This is a genomic window from Brevundimonas sp. Root1423, from assembly GCF_001426805.1.
On record NZ_LMFL01000012.1, the window covers coordinates 509,992 to 528,910 of the forward strand.

Sequence of the window (18,919 nt, forward strand, 5' to 3'; positions counted from 1 at the left end):
CTCATCCTCCGCGTCCTCTTCGCCCTATCCCGCCCCGCGCAGTGTCACAAGCGCGCGGAACACACGGCGAAGCTTTGACGTTAACGAGCGTCGCTATTCAGGGAACGGGAGCCTGCCATGGACAATATGTGGATCGCCGCACTGGATCCCGCGGACCGCAAACGGATCGAACCGCACCTGCACGAACGCCCGTTCGCCCAGGGCCAGATGCTGTACGACGCCGGTGAGGCGGTCGAGGAAGTCTGGTTCCCCATGAGCGGGGTGGTCTCGCTGATGACCATTCTGGACGGCGACCGCATGATCGAAACCGCCGCCATCGGGCGCGAGGGGCTGGTCGGCGTGACCTGCGGCCCGCTGAACGCCCGCGCCGCCAGCCGCGCCATCGCCCAGGTCGACGGCGTCTCGGCCTGCTGCCCCTCCGATGTCTTCGCCGACGCCCTGGGCAAGAGCGAAGCCATGCGCACGGCCCTCGCCAAATTCACCGAAAGCCTGTTCGCCCAGGTTCAGCAGGCCGCCGCCTGCAACGCCCAGCACCGGCTGGACGAGCGGCTCGCCCGCTGGCTGCTGACCATCCACGACCGCGCCGACAGCGACCGCTTCGGCCTCACCCAGGCGGATGTCGCCGGCATGCTGGGCGTGCGTCGCGCCACCGTGTCCGAGGTCGGGGCCGAGCTGGAGGACAAGGGATTGATCCGCCGGGGCCGCGGCTGGATCGAGATCACCGACCGTCCCGCCCTCGAGAAAGCGTCCTGCGGCTGCTACGGCGCCATGCGCGGTTTGATGAAGGACCTTGGCGTGCCCCGGCCTACCACCGGGGCGGACGCCTGAACACCGCGACCACGCGGCCCGGTGACGGCGGCGCGGCGACGCGCTAGACCGCCAGAATGACCGATACGGCCCAGCCTGCAGGAAAGACCTCGTCCTTCGGCTTTCGCGACGTTGACGCGAAAGAGAAGGTCCGGATGGTGCGCGGCGTGTTCGACAGCGTGGCCTCGAACTACGACCTGATGAACGACCTGATGAGCGCGGGCGTGCACCGGCTCTGGAAGGACGCGGCGGCGGCGAAGCTGAACCCCCGTCCGGGCGAGACCATTCTCGATGTGGCGGGCGGCACGGGCGACATGGCCCGGCGCTATGCGAAGATGGCTCGGGCGGCGCAGGAGCGGCGCGGCGGGGCAGACGCTTCGGTCATCGTGCTGGACTACAACGCCGAAATGATCATGGCCGGCGTCGAAAAGGGCGGCGAGCCCGAAATGAGCTGGAGCGTCGGCGACGCCATGGCCCTGCCGCTGCCGGACGCCTCCGTCGACGCCTATTCGATCAGCTTCGGCATCCGCAATGTGGCCGACATTCCGCAGGCGCTGGCCGAGGCCCGGCGCGTGCTGAAGCCGGGCGGGCGGTTCCTGTGCCTGGAGTTCTCGCGCCCGACCGCCTCGGCGATCCGCAAGGCCTATGACGCCTGGTCCTTCCACGCCATTCCGCGCATCGGCGGCTGGGTCGCGGGCGACCGCGACAGCTACCAGTATCTGGTCGAGAGCATCCGCCGCTTCCCGGATCAGACGACCTTCAAGTCCATGATCGAGGCCGCCGGCTTCAGCCGCGTGACCGTGACCAACCTGTCCGGCGGTGTGGCCGCCATCCATCACGGGTGGGCGATCTGACCAGCCGGATCGATCCCGCGACCCCGCCGCCCCCGCCGGCGACCGTGCCGGTGCGCCATCCGGTCGAGGCCTGGCTGCGCCTGATGGGTTGGGGCTGGGTGCTGGTCCGCTATGACGCCCTTGCGCCGCGCGAGATCACGCCCCTGCTGCCTGTCTGGATCCGCTGGCTGGCCCATCTGCTGCACGCCTTCGCCGGCAGGGAAGGCCGCGAGGGCCGTCCGGGTCAGCGGCTGGGCAAGGCGTTCGAACACCTCGGTCCCGTGGCCATCAAACTCGGTCAGGTCCTCGCCACCCGGGCCGATATCTTCGGCGTCGAGTTCGCCCGCGATCTGGGCCGGCTGAAGGACGCGCTCGAACCCTTCCCGCTCGAACAGGCGCGGCGCGAGGTCGAACGCTCGCTGGGCCGCCCGGTCGAAAGCCTGTTCACCGATTTCGGTCCACCGGTCGCCGCCGCCTCGCTGGCGCAGGCGCATCCGGCGTGGCTGGCCGATGGCCGCAAGGTGGCGGTCAAGGTGCTGAGGCCCGGCGTCGAGCGCCGCGTGGCCCAAGGCCTCGATTCCATGCGTCTGGCCGCCCGGCTGGCCGTGCGCTTCGTGGCTCCGGCTCGACGGCTGGAGCCCTCCGCCTTCGTCGAAACCATCGCGCGGGCCCTGCAGCTGGAACTGGACATGCGGCTGGAGGCCGCCGCGGCCTCGGAGCTGAAGGACATTCTCGACAAGGTCCGCGAGGGCGGCGGCGGCCACATGTCGGCCCCGGCCGTGATCTGGGACGGTGTCGGCAAGCGGGTGCTGACGCTGGAATGGGCCACGGGCGTGGCCATGACCGATCCGGCGGCGGTGGATCAGCCCGGGCTGGACCGCAACGGTCTGGCCGACAATCTGGTCCGCGCCTTCCTGACCCAGGCGCTGGACTACGGCACCTTCCACGCCGACCTGCACGAGGGAAACCTGTTCTGCCACGCTCCGGCTGAACTGACCGCCATCGACTTCGGCATTGTGGGCCGCCTCGGCCATGGCGAGCGCCGCTATCTGGCCGAAATCCTCTGGGGCTTCCTGAGCCGCGACTACGACCGCATCAGCCGCGTGCATTTCGAGGCCGGCTATGTCCCGCCCGAGCACTCGGTCGAGGCCTTCGCCCAGGCCCTCCGCGCGGTCGGCGAGCCGGTGATCGGCAAACAGGCGTCGCAGGTCTCCATGGGCCGGCTGCTCGGCCAGTTGTTCGAGATCACCGCCCTGTTCGACATGCATCTGCGGCCCGAGCTGATCCTGCTGCAGAAGACCATGGTCTCGGTCGAGGGCGTGGCCCGACGGCTCAATCCCGACCACGACCTGTGGGAGGCGGCCCGTCCGGTGGTCGAACGCTGGATCCGCCGCGAACTGGGCCCGCACGCCCAGGTCCGCGACGCGCTGGAAGAACTTCGCGCCACGCTGAAGGCCCTGTCGAAACTGGCGCAGAACCCGCCGCAGGCTCAAACCGTTGTCATACGCGAGACCCGGACCCCGGCGTGGATGATCGTGGGGGTCACGCTGGCCGCGGCCGCTTCGGCCGCTGCCCTCGTTCTGTCGCTTTGGCCCGCCATCGTCTGACTTCAGTTCTGGAGACGACCCCATGAAGACGCTTCTGATCGCCGCCGCCTTCCTGCTCGCTCCCGCCGCCGCCCAGGCGCAGGTCGCCGCCGCCACCGTGCCCAACAGCTTCGACCGGCCGGCCTCTCAGGCGCCTCGCGCGGCTACGCCCGCCCCGGCCGCACCGGCCGCCGCCGCAGTTCCGGCGATGTCGACCACCCCCGCCAACGCTCGCTCCGAGGAGCTTCTGCGCGAGATCATCGCGGGCGGTCAGGCCGGCGCCCTTCCCTACGCCCTGATGACCGACGACCTCGCTGGCAAGGTGCGCGCCCAGGAGGCCGGCATTCTCCCGCTTCTGCAGGGCTTCGGCGCGATCCAGGCCCTCGACTTTGTCGGCAGCCGCGACGGCGCTGACCTGTTCGCCGTGACCTTCGCCACCGCCGCGACCCAGTGGATCGTGGGCATCGACGAAAGCGGCAAGGTCGCCGCCCTTCTGTTCCGCCCGGCCGAATAGTCTCAGTCGTCCGAGCCCGGCCGTCCCCGCCCGCTCTTGATCGTCGACCGTTTCGCCTTGCCCTCCAGCCGCCGCTCCTTCGAGGCCCGGGTCGGCTTCGTCGGCACGCGATAGACCGGCGCGATCGAGGCCTTGTCGACCAGCTCCTGCAGCCGCTCCATGGCGTCGGCGCGGTTCCGCTCCTGCGTCCGATAGCGCACCGCGGTGATCAGGATCACCCCGTCAAGCGTCAGCCGGCTGCCCGCCAGCTTCATCAGCCGGGCCCGCACCGGCTCGGTCAGCGACGGCGAATTGCGCGCGTCGAACCGCATCTGCACCGCGGTCGAGACCTTGTTGACGTTCTGCCCGCCCGGCCCGCCCGCGCGGAAGAAGCGGAACTCCAGCTCGCCTTCGGGGATGACGGTCATCGGACCACCCGTTTGGCCCGCACCACGGCCTGATCCAGCGCCTGCAGGAAGGCCGAGCGGTCCTTCGGCCCGAACGGCGGCGGTCCCGAGGTCGCCACCCCCATCGATCGCAGATGCTCGCCCACCATCCGCCCCGCCAGCGCCGAGCCGATCGAGTCCGGCGTGAACGGCTGGCCGTTCGATTTCAGCGCCTGCGCCCCCGCCTTCAGGCAGCGGTCGGCCAGCGGGATGTCGGCAGTGATGACGATGTCGCCCTTCCCGCCCCGCTCGGCGATCCAGTCGTCGGCGATGTCAGGGCCGGCGTCGACGACGACCTGCTCGATCCACTTTTCGCGCGGCGTATTGATCCAGCTGTTGGACACCACGAACACATGCAGGCCGTACCGCGCCGCCACGCGATAGACCTCGTCCTTCACCGGACAGGCGTCGGCGTCGATGAAGATGCGGGGAAGACTCATGCGCGGCACACTATCTCTCCCTCCCCCTTGTGGGGAGGGTGGTCGCGCAGCGACCGCGTGGGGACTGTCAGACGCACCCCACCCTGTCGTCGCTTCGCGGCGACATCCCTCCCCATGAAGGGGAGGGAGAACGCCTACCTCGGATAAGCCGGCGGCATCGCCCCTTCGCCACCGCTGCGATAGCGGTCGCGCAGCAGGAACTGCCGGCTGGTCGGCGCCTGCTCGGCCCCGTCGATGAAGATGGTCTCGGCGATGCTCAGCGGCTCCAGCGGATCGCCGGACCAGACGACCACATCGGCCGCCGCCCCCGCGCGCAGCTCGCCGATCTCGCCGGCCATGCCGAAGATCTTCGCCGGATTGACCGTGATCGCCTCGATGGCGGACTCATAGGACAGGCCATGCGAAACGGCGTTGCCGGCGTTGTAGCGGGTCTCGCGGGCGCGGTGGATCGAGCCCTCATTGCCCTTGATGGCGATCGTCACACCCGCGGCGTCCAGTACGGCCGCATTCTGCATCCGCACGGCGCGGGTCTCGAGATTGCCCGGCAGGTTGGAAATCGGGTTCAGCAGCACGGGCACGCCCGCCGCCGCGATCTGCCCGGCCACCAGCCAGCCTTCCTCGACGCCGTCGAGGATGACCTTCACCCCCTCCTCGCGCGCCAGCCGCAGCACCTGCTGGATGTCCGCCGCGCGGTGCACGGTGACGATCAGCGGCATGCTGCCGTTGGCGACCGGGATCAGCGCCTCCAGATCGGCCCGCGACAGGCTGAGATCGCGCAGGCCGGCGCGATCGTAGGCGGCCTTGTTGCGCGCATACAGGCGCACCTCGGCCAGGGTTTCCTTGAACTGGGTGAACTCGGCTCCGCGCGCGCCGCCGGCCACGCCGGCTCCGGCCTCGCCGAACGGCGCGACCATGGCCACGCGCGGCTTGACCAGAATGTCGGTCCCCTGCGCCAGATGGATGACGGCGGCCTGACCGGCGAACAGGCTGGGCGCCTGATAGCCGCCCTCGCCGACGCCTGCGAAGTCGCTGTCGTCCTGGTGGTTGTGCCCGCCGGATCCGCCCGGATGGCTGGGCACCACGATGGCGCGGGTGATGCCGCCCAGCCGCGCGACCGGCAGGGTGAAGGACCACGGATCGAGGCCGTAGCTGACATCGAACGAGGCGCTGATCGAGTTGGCCCCGTTGGACTGGTCATCCGACCCGCCGACCGACGAGATTTCCGAGGCGCCCAGACCGCTGTCCACGGCCACGAAGCCGGGCGCGACCACCTTGCCGCGGGCGTCGATGATCCGGGCGCCCGACGGCGCGGCGCCGGTCCCGACCGAGACGACCCGGCCGTTCTGGATCACGACGGTGCCGTTTTCGATGACGGAGGTTCCGGTCAGCACCCGTCCGCCGGTGATGGCGGTGAGGGACTGGGCGAAGGCGGGACTGGTCAGCGCGGCCGCGCAGGCCGCGCCGAGGATAAGGCTCTTGAGGCGCATCAGCGGGCTCCCTGCGGGACGTGATAGGCCGGGTTCATGCGGTCGAAGCTCAGGCCGCCGTCGATGAAGACCTGATCGGCGCGGGCGTAGACGCTGAACGGATTGGCGCTCCAGATCACCACATCGGCGCGTTTGCCGGCCTCCAGCGATCCCGTCTGGTCGGCGATGCCCAGCGAACGGGCCGGGTTCAGGGTGATCCAGCTGATCGCCCGCTCCTCGGGGATGTTCATCCCCATGCGCCGGCCGGCGGCCAGACCGGCGGCGGCTTCCTGATTGAGGCGCTGGGTCAGCTCGGCGTCGTCCGAGTGGATCACCGCGCACGACCCCTGCGGCGCATCCACTAGGGCGGCGTTGGCCTCGACTGCGTCCAGGGCCTCCATCTTGAAGCCCCACCAGCCGGTCCACATGTCGGCGCAGATGCCTTCGCGGGCGAGGGTCGGGGCCAGTTTGTAGGCCTCGATCGCATGGTGGAAGGCGGTGATCTTGAAGCCGAACTCTTTCGACAGGTCGATCATCATCGCCATCTCGTCGGCGCGGTAGCAGTGGTTCTGCACCAGGATCGAACCGTCCAGCACCCCGGCGATGGTCTCGTTCTGCAGGTTGCGGGTCGGGGGCGAGCCCTCGCCGTCCTCGCGCCACTTGTCCCATTTGGCGCGATAGTCCTGGGCGGCGATGAAGGCGGCGCGATAGCCGGCCATATTACCCATGCCCGTCGCCGGCGACTGGTTGCGCCCGCCATAGACGCGCGACGGATTCTCGCCACAGGCCATCTTCAGCCCATATGGCGCGCCGGGCATCTTCATGCCCTGCATGGTCACCGACGGCACATTGCGCACGGTCACGCCGCGGCCGCCGAACAGATTGGCCGAGCCGGGCAGGATCTGGAGCGTGGTCACCCCGCCCGCGCGGGCGGCGTTGAAACCGGGGTCCTGCGGCCACAGCGAATGCTCGGCCCAGACCTGCGCCGTGTTCGGGCTGGTCGCCTCGTTGCCGTCGCTCATCCCCTGCACGCCCGGCGAGGGATAGACGCCGAGGTGGCTGTGCACGTCGATGATGCCCGGGGTCACGAACCGGCCGCGCGCGTCCACCACGCGGTGGCCGTCGGGAACCGGGGTCGAGGCGTCGCCGACCGCGGCCACCTTGCCGTCGGTGACGATGACCACGCCGTTCTCGATCTTGCCACCCGCGCCGTCGAAGACCGTACCGCCGACGATGGCCATGTTCTCGCGCGGCAGGCCGCGATAGGTCGAGGGGAAAGGATCGGGATTGGCGGCATAGTCCAGCCCCCGGGGCATCGGCTCGCGCGCTTCGGCAGACGCGTTGCCCGCCGCGGGCTTGTCGTCGCCCCCGTTGGTGGCGCAGGCCGACAGGGCCAGAGAGCCCGCCAGCACGCAGGCGAGGACGGCGAGGCTGGAACCCCGCAAGGCGTGAAGTCTCATCGAACGCTCCCCTTGTACGCCCGCTGGCGTACGTCGGGGCGGATTACAAAAGGGTCCGGCGCGTCCCGTCAAAGCCGGAAACATTACAAACCCGTAAGGCGGCGGCGCCGGGACGGGCCTGCGCTGGCGTTCGCCCTCGATCGGGGTGATGCTCGAGACGATTACGGTCGAGCATTCATCGGAGGTCTGATGAAATCCGGATACAGGGCGACCGTCATCGTCGCCGCGGCCGCCGCGCTGGCCGCCTGCTTGCCTTTGACCACCGGATCCGACGGCCCGGGGGGTCGGACGATGGTGATTCCGCTGAGCGGCGCGGCGGAAGGACCGGGGTTGGGAGACCCCGACGGCAGCGGGACGGCCGAGTTGCTGATCGACCCCGTCCGCAGCCGGTTCTGCTATCTCCTGGAGGTGGACGGCATAGCGCCCGCGCAGCTCGCCCACATTCACAGGTCGCCGGCCGGCGAGTCGGGCGGACCGATTGTCGTCCACCTTGAGGCCCCGACGGATGGCGACAGCGAACGCTGCATCGCCATCGATCCCGCAGTGGCGCGGTCGCTGCTTCAGTCGCCCGCCGACTACTATGTCAACGTCCACAACGCCGAACACCCCGGCGGCGCCGTGCGCGGCCAGCTGGACCAGCGCCTGTAAGTCTGTCGCGGACCGGCATGCCAGGCCTGTGCCTCCGCCCATGAAAAAGGGCGCGGGCCCGAAGGCGCCGCGCCCTGTCTCGGTCCGCCCGTGGGCTTTAGCCCAGCGCCTTCATCAGCTCCGGGACCACGACCTTGTAGTCGCCGACGATGCCATAGTCCGCGACCTGGAAGATCGGGGCGTCGGCGTCCTTGTTGATCGCCACGATGACCTTGGAGTCCTTCATCCCGGCCAGATGCTGGATGGCGCCCGAGATGCCGATGGCGATGTAGAGGGCCGGGGCAACGACCTTGCCGGTCTGGCCGACCTGATAGTCGTTGGGCGCATAGCCGGCGTCCACGGCGGCGCGCGAGGCGCCCACGGCGGCGCCCAGCTTGTCGGCCAGCGGGTCCATCACGGCGTGGAACTCCTCGGCCGAACCGAGGGCCCGGCCGCCCGAGACGACGATCTTGGCGGCGCCCAGTTCAGGGCGGTCCGACTTGACCATTTCCTCGCTGACGAAGGCCGCCTTGCCGGCGTCCGCGCCCGCCACGGTCTCGACCTTGGCCGAGCCGCCTTCAGCCGCGGCGTCGAAGCTGGTCGGGCGCACGGTGATGACCTTCTTGCCGTCGCCCGACTGCACCGTCTCCAGCGCATTGCCGGCGTAGATCGGGCGCACGAAGGTGTCGTTGGACACGACCTCGATGATGTCAGAGATCGGGGCGACATCCAGCTTGGCGGCGATGCGCGGCATGAAATTCTTGCCGTCGGTGGTGGCCGGCGAAAGGATGGCGTCATAGCCGCCCGCCAGACCAACCACGGTCGCCTCGACCGCCTCGGCCAGCTGGTGGCCCAGACCGGCGCTTTCGGCCAGCAGGACCTTGCGCACGCCGGCGATCTTCGCGGCGGCGTCGGCCGCGGCCTTCGAGCCCTGGCCGATGACCAGCACGTCCACATCGCCCGACAGCTTCAGGGCGGCGGTGACGGTCTTGTTGGTGGTGTCGCGGACGGTGTCGCCGTCGCGGTCGGCGATAACGAGAACGGCCATTACAGGACCCCCGCGGTCTTGAGTTTCGCAACCAGTTCGGCGGCGTCGNGGTGGTGTCGCGGACGGTGTCGCCGTCGCGGTCGGCGATAACGAGAACGGCCATTACAGGACCCCCGCGGTCTTGAGTTTCGCAACCAGTTCGGCGGCGTCAGCCACCTTGATGCCCGCCGAACGCTGCGGCGGGGCGGTGACCTTGACCACTTTCAGGCGTGCCGCCGTGTCGACGCCATAGTCGGCGACCGCCTTGACCGCGATCTCCTTCTTCTTGGCCTTCATGATGTTGGGCAGGCTGGCGTAGCGCGGCGTGTTCAGCCGCAGGTCCACCGACACCACCGCCGGCAGGGTCGCCGACAGGGTCTGCATCTTGCCGGCGAAGGTGGCCTGGGGCCAGTCCAGCAGGGCGGCCAGCATCTGGCCGACCGCATTGTTGTCGCCGTCGATCGACTGCTTGCCCAGCAGCACCATGTCCGGCTTCTCCTCGTCGACCACGGCCTTCAGCAGTTTGGCGACCGCCAGCGGCTCCAGATCGGCGTCCGACTGGATCAGCAGACCCCGGTCCGCGCCCATGGCCAGGGCGGTGCGGATGGTTTCCTGGGCCTGGGTGACGCCGATGGAGACGACCACGATCTCGCTGACCGTTCCGGCCGCGTGATGCTCCTTGCCTTCCTTCATGCGGACGGCCTCCTCGACGGCGATTTCGTCGAAGGGATTCATGCTCATTTTGACGTTGGCGAGATCAACGCCGGTCTGGTCCGCCTTGACGCGGGCCTTGACGTTATAGTCGATCACCCGTTTGACGGGGACGAGAACCTTCATTGTGCTATCCACGAAAGCGCCGGAATGTTGGGTCACGGAATGGTACGCCGCATCCGGCCTGTCAACGTAACGCCGCGTCAACGACCTCGTTCGTTTGTCCTTGAAGCCACGGGAATCCCCAGATGAACCGCCTCCTGACCATGAAACGGCTGAGCATCCTGTTTCTCTCGACCTTCGCCGTCCTGATCGCGGGCATGTTCGCCTACGAGAATCTGGTCGTGGCGCCGGGCGACCGCTGCGAGGCGGGCGGCAAATGGTGGGATCCGGAAGGCCGCACCTGCGCCCAGCCCATCTCCATCGCCGAAATCACCGGCCGTCCCCTGCCGGGCCAGCGCGCCGCCGCCTCGGCCGAAAAGAACCGCGAACTGGTGGCGATCGAGGATTCCCTGACGGCCCAGCAAAAGGCCCGCGACGCCGAGGCCGACCGTCAGCGCGCGGCCCTGGCGGCGCAATAGACAAGTCCTGTCCTGGCCTGCGTCCGTTTTTGACGCACGGGCGTGCTTCATTGACCGACGCCCGTTCGGGCGCGGTCTTTGAAAATCGAATCCTGATGCGACGGCGTCCGGGATGAGACTCATGAGACTCATGAGACTGTTTTTTTGGCGACCGGTCAGGTCTGGCGGGTCGCCCCGGGCTTCCACTTCACGTCGTCCGCGCCATTGGCGTTGGCCCGGCGGGCGGCGACGAACAGATGGTCGGACAGCCGGTTCAGATAGCGGATCGAGGCCGGCGTCATCGCCTCGCCCGCCTCGACCAGACGCACGGCCTCGCGCTCGGCCCGGCGCGCCACCGTGCGGGCCAGATGCAGCACGGCCGACAGCGGCGACCCGCCCGGAAGGATGAAGCTGTCCAGCGGCTTCAGGCTCTCGTTCATCCAGTCGATCTCCGCCTCCAGCCGTTCGACCTGGCTGTCGAGGATGCGCAGCGCCTCCCATTTGGGCGCAGGCTCCAGCGGCGTGGCCAGATCGGCCCCGAGGTCGAACAGTTCGTTCTGGATCCGGCCCAGCATGGCGTCGATGCGGTCGTGCTGACCCGAATGCTGGCGCGCCACGCCGATGACGGCGTTCAGCTCGTCCACCGCCCCGTAGGCCTCGACCCGGGGATCGCTCTTGGACACCGTCGCGCCCGAGGCCAGCCGCGTCTGCCCGCCGTCGCCCGTCTTCGTATAGATGCGGTTCAGGACGACCATGGCGTCTAGGCCCCGTGCGTGGATTTCCACCACATGCCGACGACCAGCAACACGATCGCCAGCGCCTGCAGCGCGACCCTCAGCCGCATCAGCTTGTTGGAATGCGACCGCGCGAAATCGCCGCCCCGATACAGCGAATAGATGCCGAAGCCGAGAGTGATGGCCACCGCCGCGATGGCCAGCAGGATCAGGATGTTCAGAACGTCGCCCATGGCCGCAGTCTAGGCGCCCCGCCTCCGCGAAGCCAGCGATGCGCAGCAAAAAGGGCCCGCGCCATATGACGCGGGCCCCTTCCGGTCTTTTGCTCCAGGTCGCCCTAGTAGCGGTAGTGTTCCGGCTTGAACGGGCCCTCGGAGGTGCTTGGGCAGGGTGTAGACCTGGTTCTCGTAGGACTTGGCGTTGGTCCACAGCTCGATCTGGGCCAGCGTCTGGTTGGTGAAGGACGCCGACATCACGAACGACGGGTGACCCGTGGCGTTGCCCAGGTTCACCAGACGGCCTTCCGACAGCAGGATGATCTTCTTGCCGTCCGGGAACTCGACGTGGTGCACCTGCGGCTTGATCTCGTCCCACTTGAAGTTCTTCAGGCCCGCGACCTGAATCTCGGAATCGAAGTGGCCGATGTTGCAGACGATGGCGTTGTTCTTCATCGCCCGCATGTGTTCGACGGTCAGGACGTCCTTGTTGCCCGTGGCGGTGACGAAGATGTCGGCCTCGCCGGCCACGTCCTCGACGGTGACGACCTCATAGCCTTCCATCGCCGCCTGCAGGGCGCAGATCGGATCGACTTCGGTGACCTTCACGCGGGCGCCGCCCTGGCGCAGCGAGGCGGCCGAGCCCTTGCCCACGTCGCCATAGCCGCAGACCACGGCGACCTTGCCCGACAGCATGACGTCGGTGCCGCGGCGGATCGCGTCGACCAGCGATTCACGGCAGCCGTACAGGTTGTCGAACTTGGACTTGGTGACGCTGTCATTGACGTTGATGGCGGGGAACGGCAGATCGCCCTTCTTGGCCATTTCGTACAGGCGGTGAACGCCCGTGGTCGTCTCTTCCGACACGCCGCCGATGGCGTCGCGGATCGCCGAATAGAAGCCGGGCTTCTCGGCGATGTAGCGCTTCATCACCTTGTAGAGGGCTTCCTCTTCCTCGTTCTGCGGGTTGTCCAGCAGCGTGCCGTCCTTCTCAGCCTTCGGGCCGAGCACGCACAGCAGGGTGGCGTCGCCGCCGTCGTCGAGGATCAGGTTCGGATAGCCGCCGTCGGCCCATTCGAAGATCTTGTGGGCGTAGTCCCAGTACTCTTCCAGCGTCTCGCCCTTGGTGGCGAACACCGGCGTGCCGTTGGCGGCGATGGCGGCTGCGGCGTGGTCCTGGGTCGAGAAGATGTTGCACGAGGCCCAGCGGACGTCGGCGCCCAGCGCTTCGAGCGTCTGGATCAGGACGGCGGTCTGGATCGTCATGTGCAGGCTGCCGGCGATGCGGGCGCCCTTCAGGATCTGCTGGCCGCCGAACTCTTCGCGCAGGGCCATCAGCCCGGGCATTTCGGTTTCGGCGATGGCGATTTCCTTGTTGCCGAACGGGGCAAGCGAGATGTCGCGGACGATGTAGTCGGTCATGAAGGGGGCTTTCCGGGAGATTGTTCGCGCGCCCTATAGACCGGGACGGTCCCCGGAGCAAGAAACACATAAGGATATCTTTATGTGTTTGTCGTGTTGGCCTCTCTGGCGGAACGGCGTCGAGTGCGCGCAACATGGCGGATGATCCGGGGAGGGTGACGATGAACAGATGGATGGCGAGCCTTGGCGGCGTGGCGCTGCTGGGTCTGGGTGCGGCAACGGCGCAGGCCCAGACCGCACCTCCGGTGACGGTCGAACAGGGTCCTGTCACCCTGATCCAGGCCGGCCGGCTGCTGGACCGCCCCGGCCAGGCGCCGCGAGGACCCTCGACCGTGGTGGTGCGTGACGGACGGGTCGTCGAGATCCGCGACGGCTTCGTGGACGCCGCCGCCTTTCCCGGCGCGACCATCATCGATCAGCGCGATCGTTTCGTCCTGCCCGGCCTGATCGACAGCCACGTGCATCTGGTTTCTGACCTCGGCGGCCAGGCCGGCTTCCTGTCCGGGATCACCGAAAACCTGCCGACACACGCCTACCGCGCGGCCGAGAATGCCCGGAAGACCCTGATGGCCGGCTTCACCACCGTGCGAAATCTGGGCGACGACGGCGGGGTCACCATGGCCCTGCGCGACGCCACGGCCGCTCATAGCCTGCCCGGTCCGCGCATCGTCGATTCCGGGAACAGCATCTCGACGACGTCGGGACATATGGACGGGCGGCTGGGCTTCAACGACGAGCTCCGCGACGACATTCCGCACGACAACGTCTGCAACGGTCCCGAAAGCTGCCGCGAGGCGGTGCGCGTCCAGGTCGGACGCGGCGCCAATGTCATCAAGATCGCCACCACGGGCGGCGTGAACAGCCGCATCGGCGCCGGGCTCGGCGCCCAGATGTTCGAGGACGAGGCCCGCGCCCTCATCGACACGGCGCATCTGTACGGCCTTAAGGTTGCGGTCCACGCCCACGGTGCGGACGGCATCAATCTGGCGCTGCGGATGGGGGCGGACTCGATCGAGCACGGCACCATTTTCGACGACGAAACGATCCGCCTCTTCCGTCAGTCCGGCGCCTATTATGTGCCGACCCTGTCGACGGTGAACGGCTATATCGAGCGGCTGGCCGCCGATCCGAACGCCTATTCGCCCGAGGTCCTGCCCAAGATCCGCTGGCGCATCTCGATCACCGGCCAGTCCCTGCAACGGGCGGTTCCGGCAGGCGTGAAGATCGCCTTCGGCACCGACGCGGGCGTGTCGAAGCATGGCCGCAACGCCGACGAGTTCGCCCTGATGGTCCAGCACGGCATGACGCCGATGGGCGCGATCCAGGCGGCTACCGTCAACGCCGCCGACCTGCTGGGCCTGTCATCCGAGATCGGCACGCTGGAGCCGGGCAAGCGGGCGGATATCGTCGCGGTAGACGGCGATCCGCTGACGGACGTCACCGTGCTGACTTCGATGGATTTCGTGATGCGCGACGGCCGGGTCTACCGCGACGAGGAGTAAGGCGGCTTGGCGGGGGCGTGGGGTGGAGCTAAGCAGGCTCGCATGACCCAGGACCTCGCCGCCCCCCGCCACGACTGGACGTTGACCGAGGTGGAGGCGCTGTTCGCCCGGCCCTTCATGGAACTGGTGTTCGAGGCCGCGACCGTCCACCGCCGCTGGTTCGATCCGTCGGAACTGCAAAAGAGCCAGCTGCTGTCGATCAAGACCGGCGGCTGCGCCGAGAACTGCGGCTACTGCTCCCAGTCGGCCAGTTTCCAGACCGGTCTGAAGGCCGAAAAGCTGATGGACGCCACCGCCGTTCTCGCCGAGGCCATGGCGGCCAAGGCCGGTGGGGCCAGCCGCTTCTGCATGGGCGCGGCCTGGCGCGAGCTGAAGGACCGGGACACGCCGAAGCTGGCCACCATGATCGCCGGCGTGAAGGCGCTGGGGCTCGAGACCTGCGCCACCCTCGGCATGCTGACCGCCGATCAGGCGCGGCAGCTGAAGGACGCCGGGCTCGATTATTACAACCACAATCTTGATACCGGCCCGGAATACTACGCCCAGGTCGTGACGACCCGGACGTATCAGGACCGGCTCGACACCCTGCAGCACGTGCGGGACGCAGGGATGGCGACCTGCTGCGGCGGCATCGTCGGCATGGGCGAGGCGCGGCGGGATCGGGCCAGCCTGCTGCATGCGCTCGCGACCCTGCCGGAGCATCCCGACAGCCTGCCGGTCAATGCGCTGGTGCCGGTCACCGGCACGCCGTTGGGCGAGCGGATGCTGGCCGAGGGCCAGATCGATCCGATCGAGTTTGTCCGCACCGTCGCGGTCGCCCGTCTGGTCTGTCCGAAGGCGATGGTGCGCCTGTCGGCGGGCCGCGAGACCATGAGCGCCGAGATGCAGGCGCTGTGCTTCCTCGCCGGGGCCAATTCCATCTTCGTCGGCGGCAAGCTGCTGACCACGCCCAATCCCGAACAGGACGAGGACGCCGCACTGTTCGCCCTGCTGGATCTGAAACCGATGGAGCCGAGGGGATTGGAGGCGGCGGCGTAACCACGCCTTAAGCGCCGTGTGTCAGGGTCGGCCCATGGAACGCCGCGCCCTTCTCGGACTGAAGTCCCGGACATCGAAAACCAGTGGCGGCTCCGGCGCGCCACAGGCCAGCTATCTGCGGCTGCCGACCATCACCGCCAACGTTATCCGCTCGGGCGGCCGGCGCGGCGTGATGACGGTCGAACTCGGCCTCGATACCGCGGACGCCGCCCTGCGGACCCGCGTGGCCCAGTCGGCGCCGCGACTGCGCGCCGCCTACGCCGTCGTGGTTCAGCAGGCGGCCAGCGCCTTGCTGCCCGGCGCCCCGCCGGACGTCGAGCGGCTGGTCGCCCAGCTTCAGGCGGCGACCAACACCGCCATGGGCCGCGCGGGCGCGCGACTGCTCATCGGCACGGTGATGGTGATCTAGTCCTTCGTCGGACTGACCTGGCTGGCGTCGCCATAGGTCAGCGCCAGGAAGACATCTTCCAGATCAGGATCCTCGGTGGTGATGTCGGCGATGGTCACGCCGGCCGCCCGTACGGCCGCCAGCACCTGCTCCACTGACGACTGGCCCTTGCGGTAGGTGACGACGAAGGCCCCGTTCGGGCGCGCCACGGCCTCGAAGCCCTTCAGGGCAGGCAGGCCGTTGAGCTCGCCCTCGGGCGTCACCACGACGTTGCGGGTGTCCAGCCGGCGCAGCAGCTGCGGGGTGGGCTCGCAGGCCACCACCTCGCCCCGGTTCATGATGGCGATGGTGTCGCAGAGCTCCTGCGCCTCCTCCAGATAGTGGGTGGTCAGCAGGACGGTCACGCCCTCGGCGTTGATGCGCCGTACGTACTCCCACAGCTGGCGGCGCAGCTCGACGTCGACCCCGGCGGTGGGCTCGTCGAGGATCAGGATCGGGGGGTTATGCACCAGCGCCTTGGCCACCATCAGGCGGCGCTTCATGCCGCCCGAGAGGGCGCGGACATAGGCGTGGGCCTTGTCGGACAGGCCAAGCGCCGCAAGCAGTTCATCGGAGCGGCGCTCATTGGCGGGCACGCCGTAGAAGCCGGCCTGCACCTCCAGCGCCTCGCGCGGGGTGAAGAAGACGTCGGCGACGATTTCCTGCGGCACCACGCCGAGGGCCGCCCGGGCGTCGCGCGGCTGTTTGTCGATGTCGCGGTCCCAGATCGAGGCCGTGCCGCCGGTCTTGTTCACCACGCCCGCGAGGATGTTGATCAGGGTCGACTTGCCGGCGCCGTTGGGACCCAGCAGGCCGAACATCGAGCCCCGCGGAATGACCAGATCGACGCCCCGCAGCGCCGTCTTGGGCGGCGCCTTCTTCGTCCCGGCGTAGGTCTTTTCCAGTCCGCGCACCTCGATGGCGTTGACGGGCAGGGCGGTCGCTTCGGGCATGCAGGCTTTCCGTTGGGCTGGCCGGCCTAGGTAGGCTTGCCGGGCGGCGTCGCCAAGGCCGCGCGCGATCTGCCGATCATCTGTGTCAATGACGCTTGACATATCGCGATCAAATGTCAAGTATCCTTGTCATTATGAACAGCACGCTTGACGGAACGTCTACAATGACCCGCACCAAAATGATCGGCTGGACGGCCTTTGCCTTCTGCCTCCTCGGCTACGGCGCCTTCACGGCCATCGTCATCCTGAACCGGACGGGCCAGCTGGATATGCGCGAAGCCCTGATGTTCGGCGGCCCGGCCGCTGTCGTCGGCGAGATCGGCCTGTGGGTCGCCGCGGGTTCACTGGGCTGGTCGCTGTTCAAGCGGCGCAAGGCGCTGTTCGACCGGGTCTTCCGCAAACGCTCGCAGACGGTTTGACGCAGAACCCGCTCACGCCTAGGGAATCGGTCCCGCCGCTTATGCAGTTCCGAGATCGCGCCATGCCGCCCCGTCACCCCGACGCCATCATCCCGCCGCCGGAAGACATTGTGGTCCCGACCAAACGGGTCGCGTGCGATGGCGGCGGCGGAGCCCTGGGCCACCCGCTGGTCTATATGGACATGGGCGGGGACGATTTCGTCGAATGCGCCTATTGCGACCGCCGTTTCGTCCTGAGCGCCCATCCGAAGCCCGAAGACGAATACTTCAGCCCCGCCGCCCGACCGCCCGAGGCGCACTAGTCGTCGCGGGCCGGCGGCGCCGGCATCAGATCGCCGAACGGGGCCGCGTCCTCCAGCGCCCGGACGAATGACGGCCGCGCCATCAACCGCCGGTGCCATGCCTTCAGCAGGGGCCGGTCGCCGAACGGAACCAGCCGCCGGGCATAGGTCAGGATCGGCGCGGCGCAGCAGTCCGCCAAGGTGAAGGTTTCGCCCGCGCCCCAGGTCCGACCGTCGGACAGGCGGTCCTCCAGCCAGTCCCATCCGCTCGCCAGAACGGCCTCGTCCTGGGCGTCGCCGTAGGGGTCTTCGTTGCCTGCGGGCCGGAATTTGCGCGGGATGATGCGGTTCATGGGGCCGCCGATGTAGATGTCGACGATGCGGTCGATCAGCCGCGCCTCCAGCGCCGCATCGGGATCCGCCGGGATGAGCCGGCCGCCGCCGGCGAGCCCGTCCAAGTATTCGATGGCGATGCTGGATTCGACGAGGCGGCGTTCGCCGTCGACGAGAACCGGCATTTTGCCGAAGGGCGAGACTTCCCGGAACGCGGCCATGCTCGCCTCGTCATTGGCGTCAACCAGCCGAAGCTCGAACGGCAGGCCCAGCTCGTACAGGGCGACGGACGCCTTCTGGCCATAGGCGGCGTAGGGATGGGAGTAGAGCTGCAGGGCCATGGTCAGCGCTCGTCCTTTGCGACGCGGTTCAGGATCAGATGGGTGGCCCGTTCGCCCGCCGTGCTGGATGCGACCTCGTAGCCGAGGGCCGGAAGATCGAGGCCCTCCCAGAAGGGTTCGCCCCGGCCGAGCACCACAGGCGAGACAGCCACATGCAGTTCGTCGATCAGCCCGAGCCGCAGATACTGGCGGATGGTTTCGGCGCCGCCGCCGATGCGGATGTCCCTGTCGCCCGCGAAGGCTCGCGCCCTTGCCAGCGCCGCCTCGACGCCCCCCGTTTCAAAGTGGAAGACCGTGCCGCCCTCCATCTCGAGCGGATCGCGGGCGTGGTGGGTCAGGACCAGGACGGGCACGTGATAGGGCGGCTCTTCGCCCCACCAGCCCTTCCAGTCGTCATCGGGCCAGTCGCCGCGGCTCGGCGCGAACATGTTGCGACCGAGGATCCACGCGCCCAGCCCCTCCATGCTGCGCCGGGAAAAGCCGTCATCCACGCCCGTCTCGCCATTGGACTGGCCAAAGCGGGTTCTGAAGCTGTCGGTCGGGAAGACCCATTGGTGCAGCCGTTCGCCGCCGACGCCGAGGGGGTGTTCCAGGCTCTGATCAGGGCCCGCGCTGAAGCCGTCGATGGAGACGCTGTAAGCGCTGACGCGCACCTTGCCGGCCGGGGTCAGGCCTCCAGCGAGGCTGGTTGCAGCGGTCATTTCGGAAACTCCTCTTCGGCAGGCGGATCGGACAGGAACTGACCCCGGCGTGGGCGCGGGTGTCAAATCGCGCGCGGGCCGGGGCAGGCGGGAAAAC

The 18,919-nt window shown here is 68.5% G+C and carries 23 protein-coding genes; 11 read left to right on the top strand and 12 right to left on the bottom strand.

Going from position 1 to position 18,919, the window contains the following annotated elements; genetic code table 11:
- The first annotated feature begins 117 nt into the window (after nt 1–117).
- Genes ASD25_RS09775 through ASD25_RS09790 form a run of 4 tightly spaced genes read left to right on the top strand, consistent with a single transcriptional unit; the run spans nt 118 to nt 3,740 of the window.
- Nucleotides 118–828 (top strand): Crp/Fnr family transcriptional regulator, encoded by a 711-nt coding sequence (locus ASD25_RS09775; RefSeq protein ID WP_056616795.1) that lies wholly within the window; start codon nt 118–120, stop codon nt 826–828.
- A 56-nt stretch (nt 829–884) separates the two neighbouring features.
- The gene (locus ASD25_RS09780) at nt 885–1,661 is read left to right on the top strand and encodes a class I SAM-dependent methyltransferase (RefSeq protein WP_056616800.1); all 777 of its coding nucleotides are present in this window, start codon (nt 885–887) and stop codon (nt 1,659–1,661) included.
- Nucleotides 1,649–3,247, top strand: coding sequence for a 2-polyprenylphenol 6-hydroxylase (gene ubiB, locus ASD25_RS09785; RefSeq protein WP_056616801.1), 1,599 nt, complete (start codon nt 1,649–1,651; stop codon nt 3,245–3,247). The genes ASD25_RS09780 and ubiB overlap by 13 nt, the downstream gene beginning before the upstream one ends.
- 22 nt (nt 3,248–3,269) lie before the next feature.
- Complete coding sequence (locus ASD25_RS09790; RefSeq protein WP_056616803.1) at nt 3,270–3,740, top strand: hypothetical protein; 471 nt, start codon at nt 3,270–3,272, stop codon at nt 3,738–3,740.
- A gap of 2 nt (nt 3,741–3,742) precedes the next feature.
- On the opposite strand, the gene arfB is transcribed toward ASD25_RS09790, so the two are convergent.
- The 4 genes from arfB to ASD25_RS09810 all read right to left on the bottom strand — a co-directional run bounded on the left by arfB (nt 3,743) and on the right by ASD25_RS09810 (nt 7,531).
- On the bottom strand, nt 3,743–4,147 hold the full coding sequence (gene arfB / locus ASD25_RS09795) for an alternative ribosome rescue aminoacyl-tRNA hydrolase ArfB (RefSeq protein ID WP_056616805.1): 405 nt from the start codon (nt 4,145–4,147) through the stop codon (nt 3,743–3,745).
- The gene (locus ASD25_RS09800; protein WP_056616809.1) at nt 4,144–4,605 is read right to left on the bottom strand and encodes a YaiI/YqxD family protein; all 462 of its coding nucleotides are present in this window, start codon (nt 4,603–4,605) and stop codon (nt 4,144–4,146) included. The genes arfB and ASD25_RS09800 overlap by 4 nt, the downstream gene beginning before the upstream one ends.
- Before the next feature lie 134 nt (nt 4,606–4,739).
- Nucleotides 4,740–6,092: an amidohydrolase family protein gene (locus ASD25_RS09805; RefSeq protein WP_056616812.1), complete on the bottom strand. Its 1,353-nt coding sequence runs from the start codon at nt 6,090–6,092 to the stop codon at nt 4,740–4,742.
- Nucleotides 6,092–7,531: an amidohydrolase gene (locus ASD25_RS09810; RefSeq protein ID WP_056616814.1), complete on the bottom strand. Its 1,440-nt coding sequence runs from the start codon at nt 7,529–7,531 to the stop codon at nt 6,092–6,094. Before ASD25_RS09810 ends, ASD25_RS09805 begins: the two co-directional genes overlap by 1 nt.
- 189 nt (nt 7,532–7,720) lie before the next feature.
- Here ASD25_RS09810 and ASD25_RS09815 point away from each other — a divergent pair, with 189 nt between their 5' ends.
- Nucleotides 7,721–8,179: a CHRD domain-containing protein gene (locus ASD25_RS09815; RefSeq protein ID WP_056616816.1), complete on the top strand. Its 459-nt coding sequence runs from the start codon at nt 7,721–7,723 to the stop codon at nt 8,177–8,179.
- A gap of 97 nt (nt 8,180–8,276) precedes the next feature.
- Here ASD25_RS09815 and ASD25_RS09820 read toward each other — a convergent pair whose 3' ends face one another.
- The gene (locus ASD25_RS09820) at nt 8,277–9,206 is read right to left on the bottom strand and encodes an electron transfer flavoprotein subunit alpha/FixB family protein (protein ID WP_056616818.1); all 930 of its coding nucleotides are present in this window, start codon (nt 9,204–9,206) and stop codon (nt 8,277–8,279) included.
- A 102-nt stretch (nt 9,207–9,308) separates the two neighbouring features.
- Entirely contained in the window at nt 9,309–10,022 is a 714-nt protein-coding gene (locus ASD25_RS09825; RefSeq protein ID WP_056616821.1) for an electron transfer flavoprotein subunit beta/FixA family protein, read from the bottom strand.
- 122 nt (nt 10,023–10,144) lie between these two features.
- On the opposite strand from ASD25_RS09825, the gene ASD25_RS09830 reads away from it, so the two are divergent.
- Entirely contained in the window at nt 10,145–10,477 is a 333-nt protein-coding gene (locus ASD25_RS09830) for a hypothetical protein (protein WP_056616824.1), read from the top strand.
- A 155-nt stretch (nt 10,478–10,632) separates the two neighbouring features.
- Here ASD25_RS09830 and ASD25_RS09835 read toward each other — a convergent pair whose 3' ends face one another.
- Genes ASD25_RS09835 through ahcY form a run of 3 tightly spaced genes read right to left on the bottom strand, consistent with a single transcriptional unit; the run spans nt 10,633 to nt 12,827 of the window.
- Nucleotides 10,633–11,211, bottom strand: a complete 579-nt coding sequence (locus ASD25_RS09835) for a cob(I)yrinic acid a,c-diamide adenosyltransferase (RefSeq protein WP_056616827.1) — start codon at nt 11,209–11,211, stop codon at nt 10,633–10,635.
- 5 nt (nt 11,212–11,216) lie between these two features.
- Nucleotides 11,217–11,423 carry a twin transmembrane helix small protein gene (locus tag ASD25_RS09840; RefSeq protein ID WP_056616831.1) on the bottom strand — a complete coding sequence of 69 codons (207 nt, stop codon included), beginning with the start codon at nt 11,421–11,423 and terminating at the stop codon, nt 11,217–11,219.
- 9 nt (nt 11,424–11,432) lie between these two features.
- Nucleotides 11,433–12,827 carry an adenosylhomocysteinase gene (ahcY, locus tag ASD25_RS09845; RefSeq protein ID WP_056616835.1) on the bottom strand — a complete coding sequence of 465 codons (1,395 nt, stop codon included), beginning with the start codon at nt 12,825–12,827 and terminating at the stop codon, nt 11,433–11,435.
- 161 nt (nt 12,828–12,988) lie between these two features.
- Here ahcY and ASD25_RS09850 point away from each other — a divergent pair, with 161 nt between their 5' ends.
- The 3 genes from ASD25_RS09850 to ASD25_RS09860 are packed head-to-tail and all read left to right on the top strand — an operon-like array spanning nt 12,989 to nt 15,776.
- Complete coding sequence (locus ASD25_RS09850; protein ID WP_156389248.1) at nt 12,989–14,329, top strand: amidohydrolase family protein; 1,341 nt, start codon at nt 12,989–12,991, stop codon at nt 14,327–14,329.
- A 42-nt stretch (nt 14,330–14,371) separates the two neighbouring features.
- Nucleotides 14,372–15,367 (top strand): biotin synthase BioB, encoded by a 996-nt coding sequence (gene bioB / locus ASD25_RS09855; protein ID WP_056616841.1) that lies wholly within the window; start codon nt 14,372–14,374, stop codon nt 15,365–15,367.
- A gap of 34 nt (nt 15,368–15,401) precedes the next feature.
- Entirely contained in the window at nt 15,402–15,776 is a 375-nt protein-coding gene (locus ASD25_RS09860; RefSeq protein ID WP_056616844.1) for a hypothetical protein, read from the top strand.
- Here the strand turns inward: ASD25_RS09860 and ASD25_RS09865 are convergent.
- Nucleotides 15,773–16,747 carry an ABC transporter ATP-binding protein gene (locus tag ASD25_RS09865; protein WP_056616847.1) on the bottom strand — a complete coding sequence of 325 codons (975 nt, stop codon included), beginning with the start codon at nt 16,745–16,747 and terminating at the stop codon, nt 15,773–15,775. The two genes, ASD25_RS09860 and ASD25_RS09865, sit on opposite strands and share 4 nt — an antisense overlap.
- A gap of 164 nt (nt 16,748–16,911) precedes the next feature.
- Between ASD25_RS09865 and ASD25_RS09870 the strand changes: the two genes are divergently transcribed.
- Complete coding sequence (locus tag ASD25_RS09870) at nt 16,912–17,166, top strand: hypothetical protein (protein ID WP_056616849.1); 255 nt, start codon at nt 16,912–16,914, stop codon at nt 17,164–17,166.
- Between the two features lie 62 nt (nt 17,167–17,228).
- Entirely contained in the window at nt 17,229–17,468 is a 240-nt protein-coding gene (locus ASD25_RS09875) for a zinc-finger domain-containing protein (RefSeq protein WP_056616852.1), read from the top strand.
- On the opposite strand, the gene ASD25_RS09880 is transcribed toward ASD25_RS09875, so the two are convergent.
- Complete coding sequence (locus ASD25_RS09880) at nt 17,465–18,121, bottom strand: glutathione S-transferase family protein (protein ID WP_056616857.1); 657 nt, start codon at nt 18,119–18,121, stop codon at nt 17,465–17,467. The two genes, ASD25_RS09875 and ASD25_RS09880, sit on opposite strands and share 4 nt — an antisense overlap.
- A 2-nt stretch (nt 18,122–18,123) precedes the next feature.
- Nucleotides 18,124–18,822 carry a dihydrofolate reductase family protein gene (locus ASD25_RS09885; protein WP_056616859.1) on the bottom strand — a complete coding sequence of 233 codons (699 nt, stop codon included), beginning with the start codon at nt 18,820–18,822 and terminating at the stop codon, nt 18,124–18,126.
- Nucleotides 18,823–18,919: the final 97 nt, after the last annotated feature.

Bases quoted from the DNA above. Each gene is read 5' to 3' on its own strand.
- ASD25_RS09775 (WP_056616795.1), top strand. From the start codon at position 118: ATGGACAATATGTGGATCGCCGCACTGGATCCCGCGGACCGCAAACGG.
- ASD25_RS09780 (WP_056616800.1), top strand. From the start codon at position 885: ATGACCGATACGGCCCAGCCTGCAGGAAAGACCTCGTCCTTCGGCTTT.
- ASD25_RS09790 (WP_056616803.1), top strand. From the start codon at position 3,270: ATGAAGACGCTTCTGATCGCCGCCGCCTTCCTGCTCGCTCCCGCCGCC.
- arfB (WP_056616805.1), bottom strand. From the start codon at position 4,147: ATGACCGTCATCCCCGAAGGCGAGCTGGAGTTCCGCTTCTTCCGCGCG.
- ASD25_RS09800 (WP_056616809.1), bottom strand. From the start codon at position 4,605: ATGAGTCTTCCCCGCATCTTCATCGACGCCGACGCCTGTCCGGTGAAG.
- ASD25_RS09805 (WP_056616812.1), bottom strand. From the start codon at position 6,092: ATGCGCCTCAAGAGCCTTATCCTCGGCGCGGCCTGCGCGGCCGCGCTG.
- ASD25_RS09810 (WP_056616814.1), bottom strand. From the start codon at position 7,531: ATGAGACTTCACGCCTTGCGGGGTTCCAGCCTCGCCGTCCTCGCCTGC.
- ASD25_RS09815 (WP_056616816.1), top strand. From the start codon at position 7,721: ATGAAATCCGGATACAGGGCGACCGTCATCGTCGCCGCGGCCGCCGCG.
- ASD25_RS09820 (WP_056616818.1), bottom strand. From the start codon at position 9,206: ATGGCCGTTCTCGTTATCGCCGACCGCGACGGCGACACCGTCCGCGAC.
- ASD25_RS09825 (WP_056616821.1), bottom strand. From the start codon at position 10,022: ATGAAGGTTCTCGTCCCCGTCAAACGGGTGATCGACTATAACGTCAAG.
- ASD25_RS09830 (WP_056616824.1), top strand. From the start codon at position 10,145: ATGAACCGCCTCCTGACCATGAAACGGCTGAGCATCCTGTTTCTCTCG.
- ASD25_RS09835 (WP_056616827.1), bottom strand. From the start codon at position 11,211: ATGGTCGTCCTGAACCGCATCTATACGAAGACGGGCGACGGCGGGCAG.
- ASD25_RS09840 (WP_056616831.1), bottom strand. From the start codon at position 11,423: ATGGGCGACGTTCTGAACATCCTGATCCTGCTGGCCATCGCGGCGGTG.
- ahcY (WP_056616835.1), bottom strand. From the start codon at position 12,827: ATGACCGACTACATCGTCCGCGACATCTCGCTTGCCCCGTTCGGCAAC.
- ASD25_RS09850 (WP_156389248.1), top strand. From the start codon at position 12,989: ATGAACAGATGGATGGCGAGCCTTGGCGGCGTGGCGCTGCTGGGTCTG.
- bioB (WP_056616841.1), top strand. From the start codon at position 14,372: ATGACCCAGGACCTCGCCGCCCCCCGCCACGACTGGACGTTGACCGAG.
- ASD25_RS09860 (WP_056616844.1), top strand. From the start codon at position 15,402: ATGGAACGCCGCGCCCTTCTCGGACTGAAGTCCCGGACATCGAAAACC.
- ASD25_RS09865 (WP_056616847.1), bottom strand. From the start codon at position 16,747: ATGCCCGAAGCGACCGCCCTGCCCGTCAACGCCATCGAGGTGCGCGGA.
- ASD25_RS09870 (WP_056616849.1), top strand. From the start codon at position 16,912: ATGACCCGCACCAAAATGATCGGCTGGACGGCCTTTGCCTTCTGCCTC.
- ASD25_RS09875 (WP_056616852.1), top strand. From the start codon at position 17,229: ATGCCGCCCCGTCACCCCGACGCCATCATCCCGCCGCCGGAAGACATT.
- ASD25_RS09880 (WP_056616857.1), bottom strand. From the start codon at position 18,121: ATGGCCCTGCAGCTCTACTCCCATCCCTACGCCGCCTATGGCCAGAAG.
- ASD25_RS09885 (WP_056616859.1), bottom strand. From the start codon at position 18,822: ATGACCGCTGCAACCAGCCTCGCTGGAGGCCTGACCCCGGCCGGCAAG.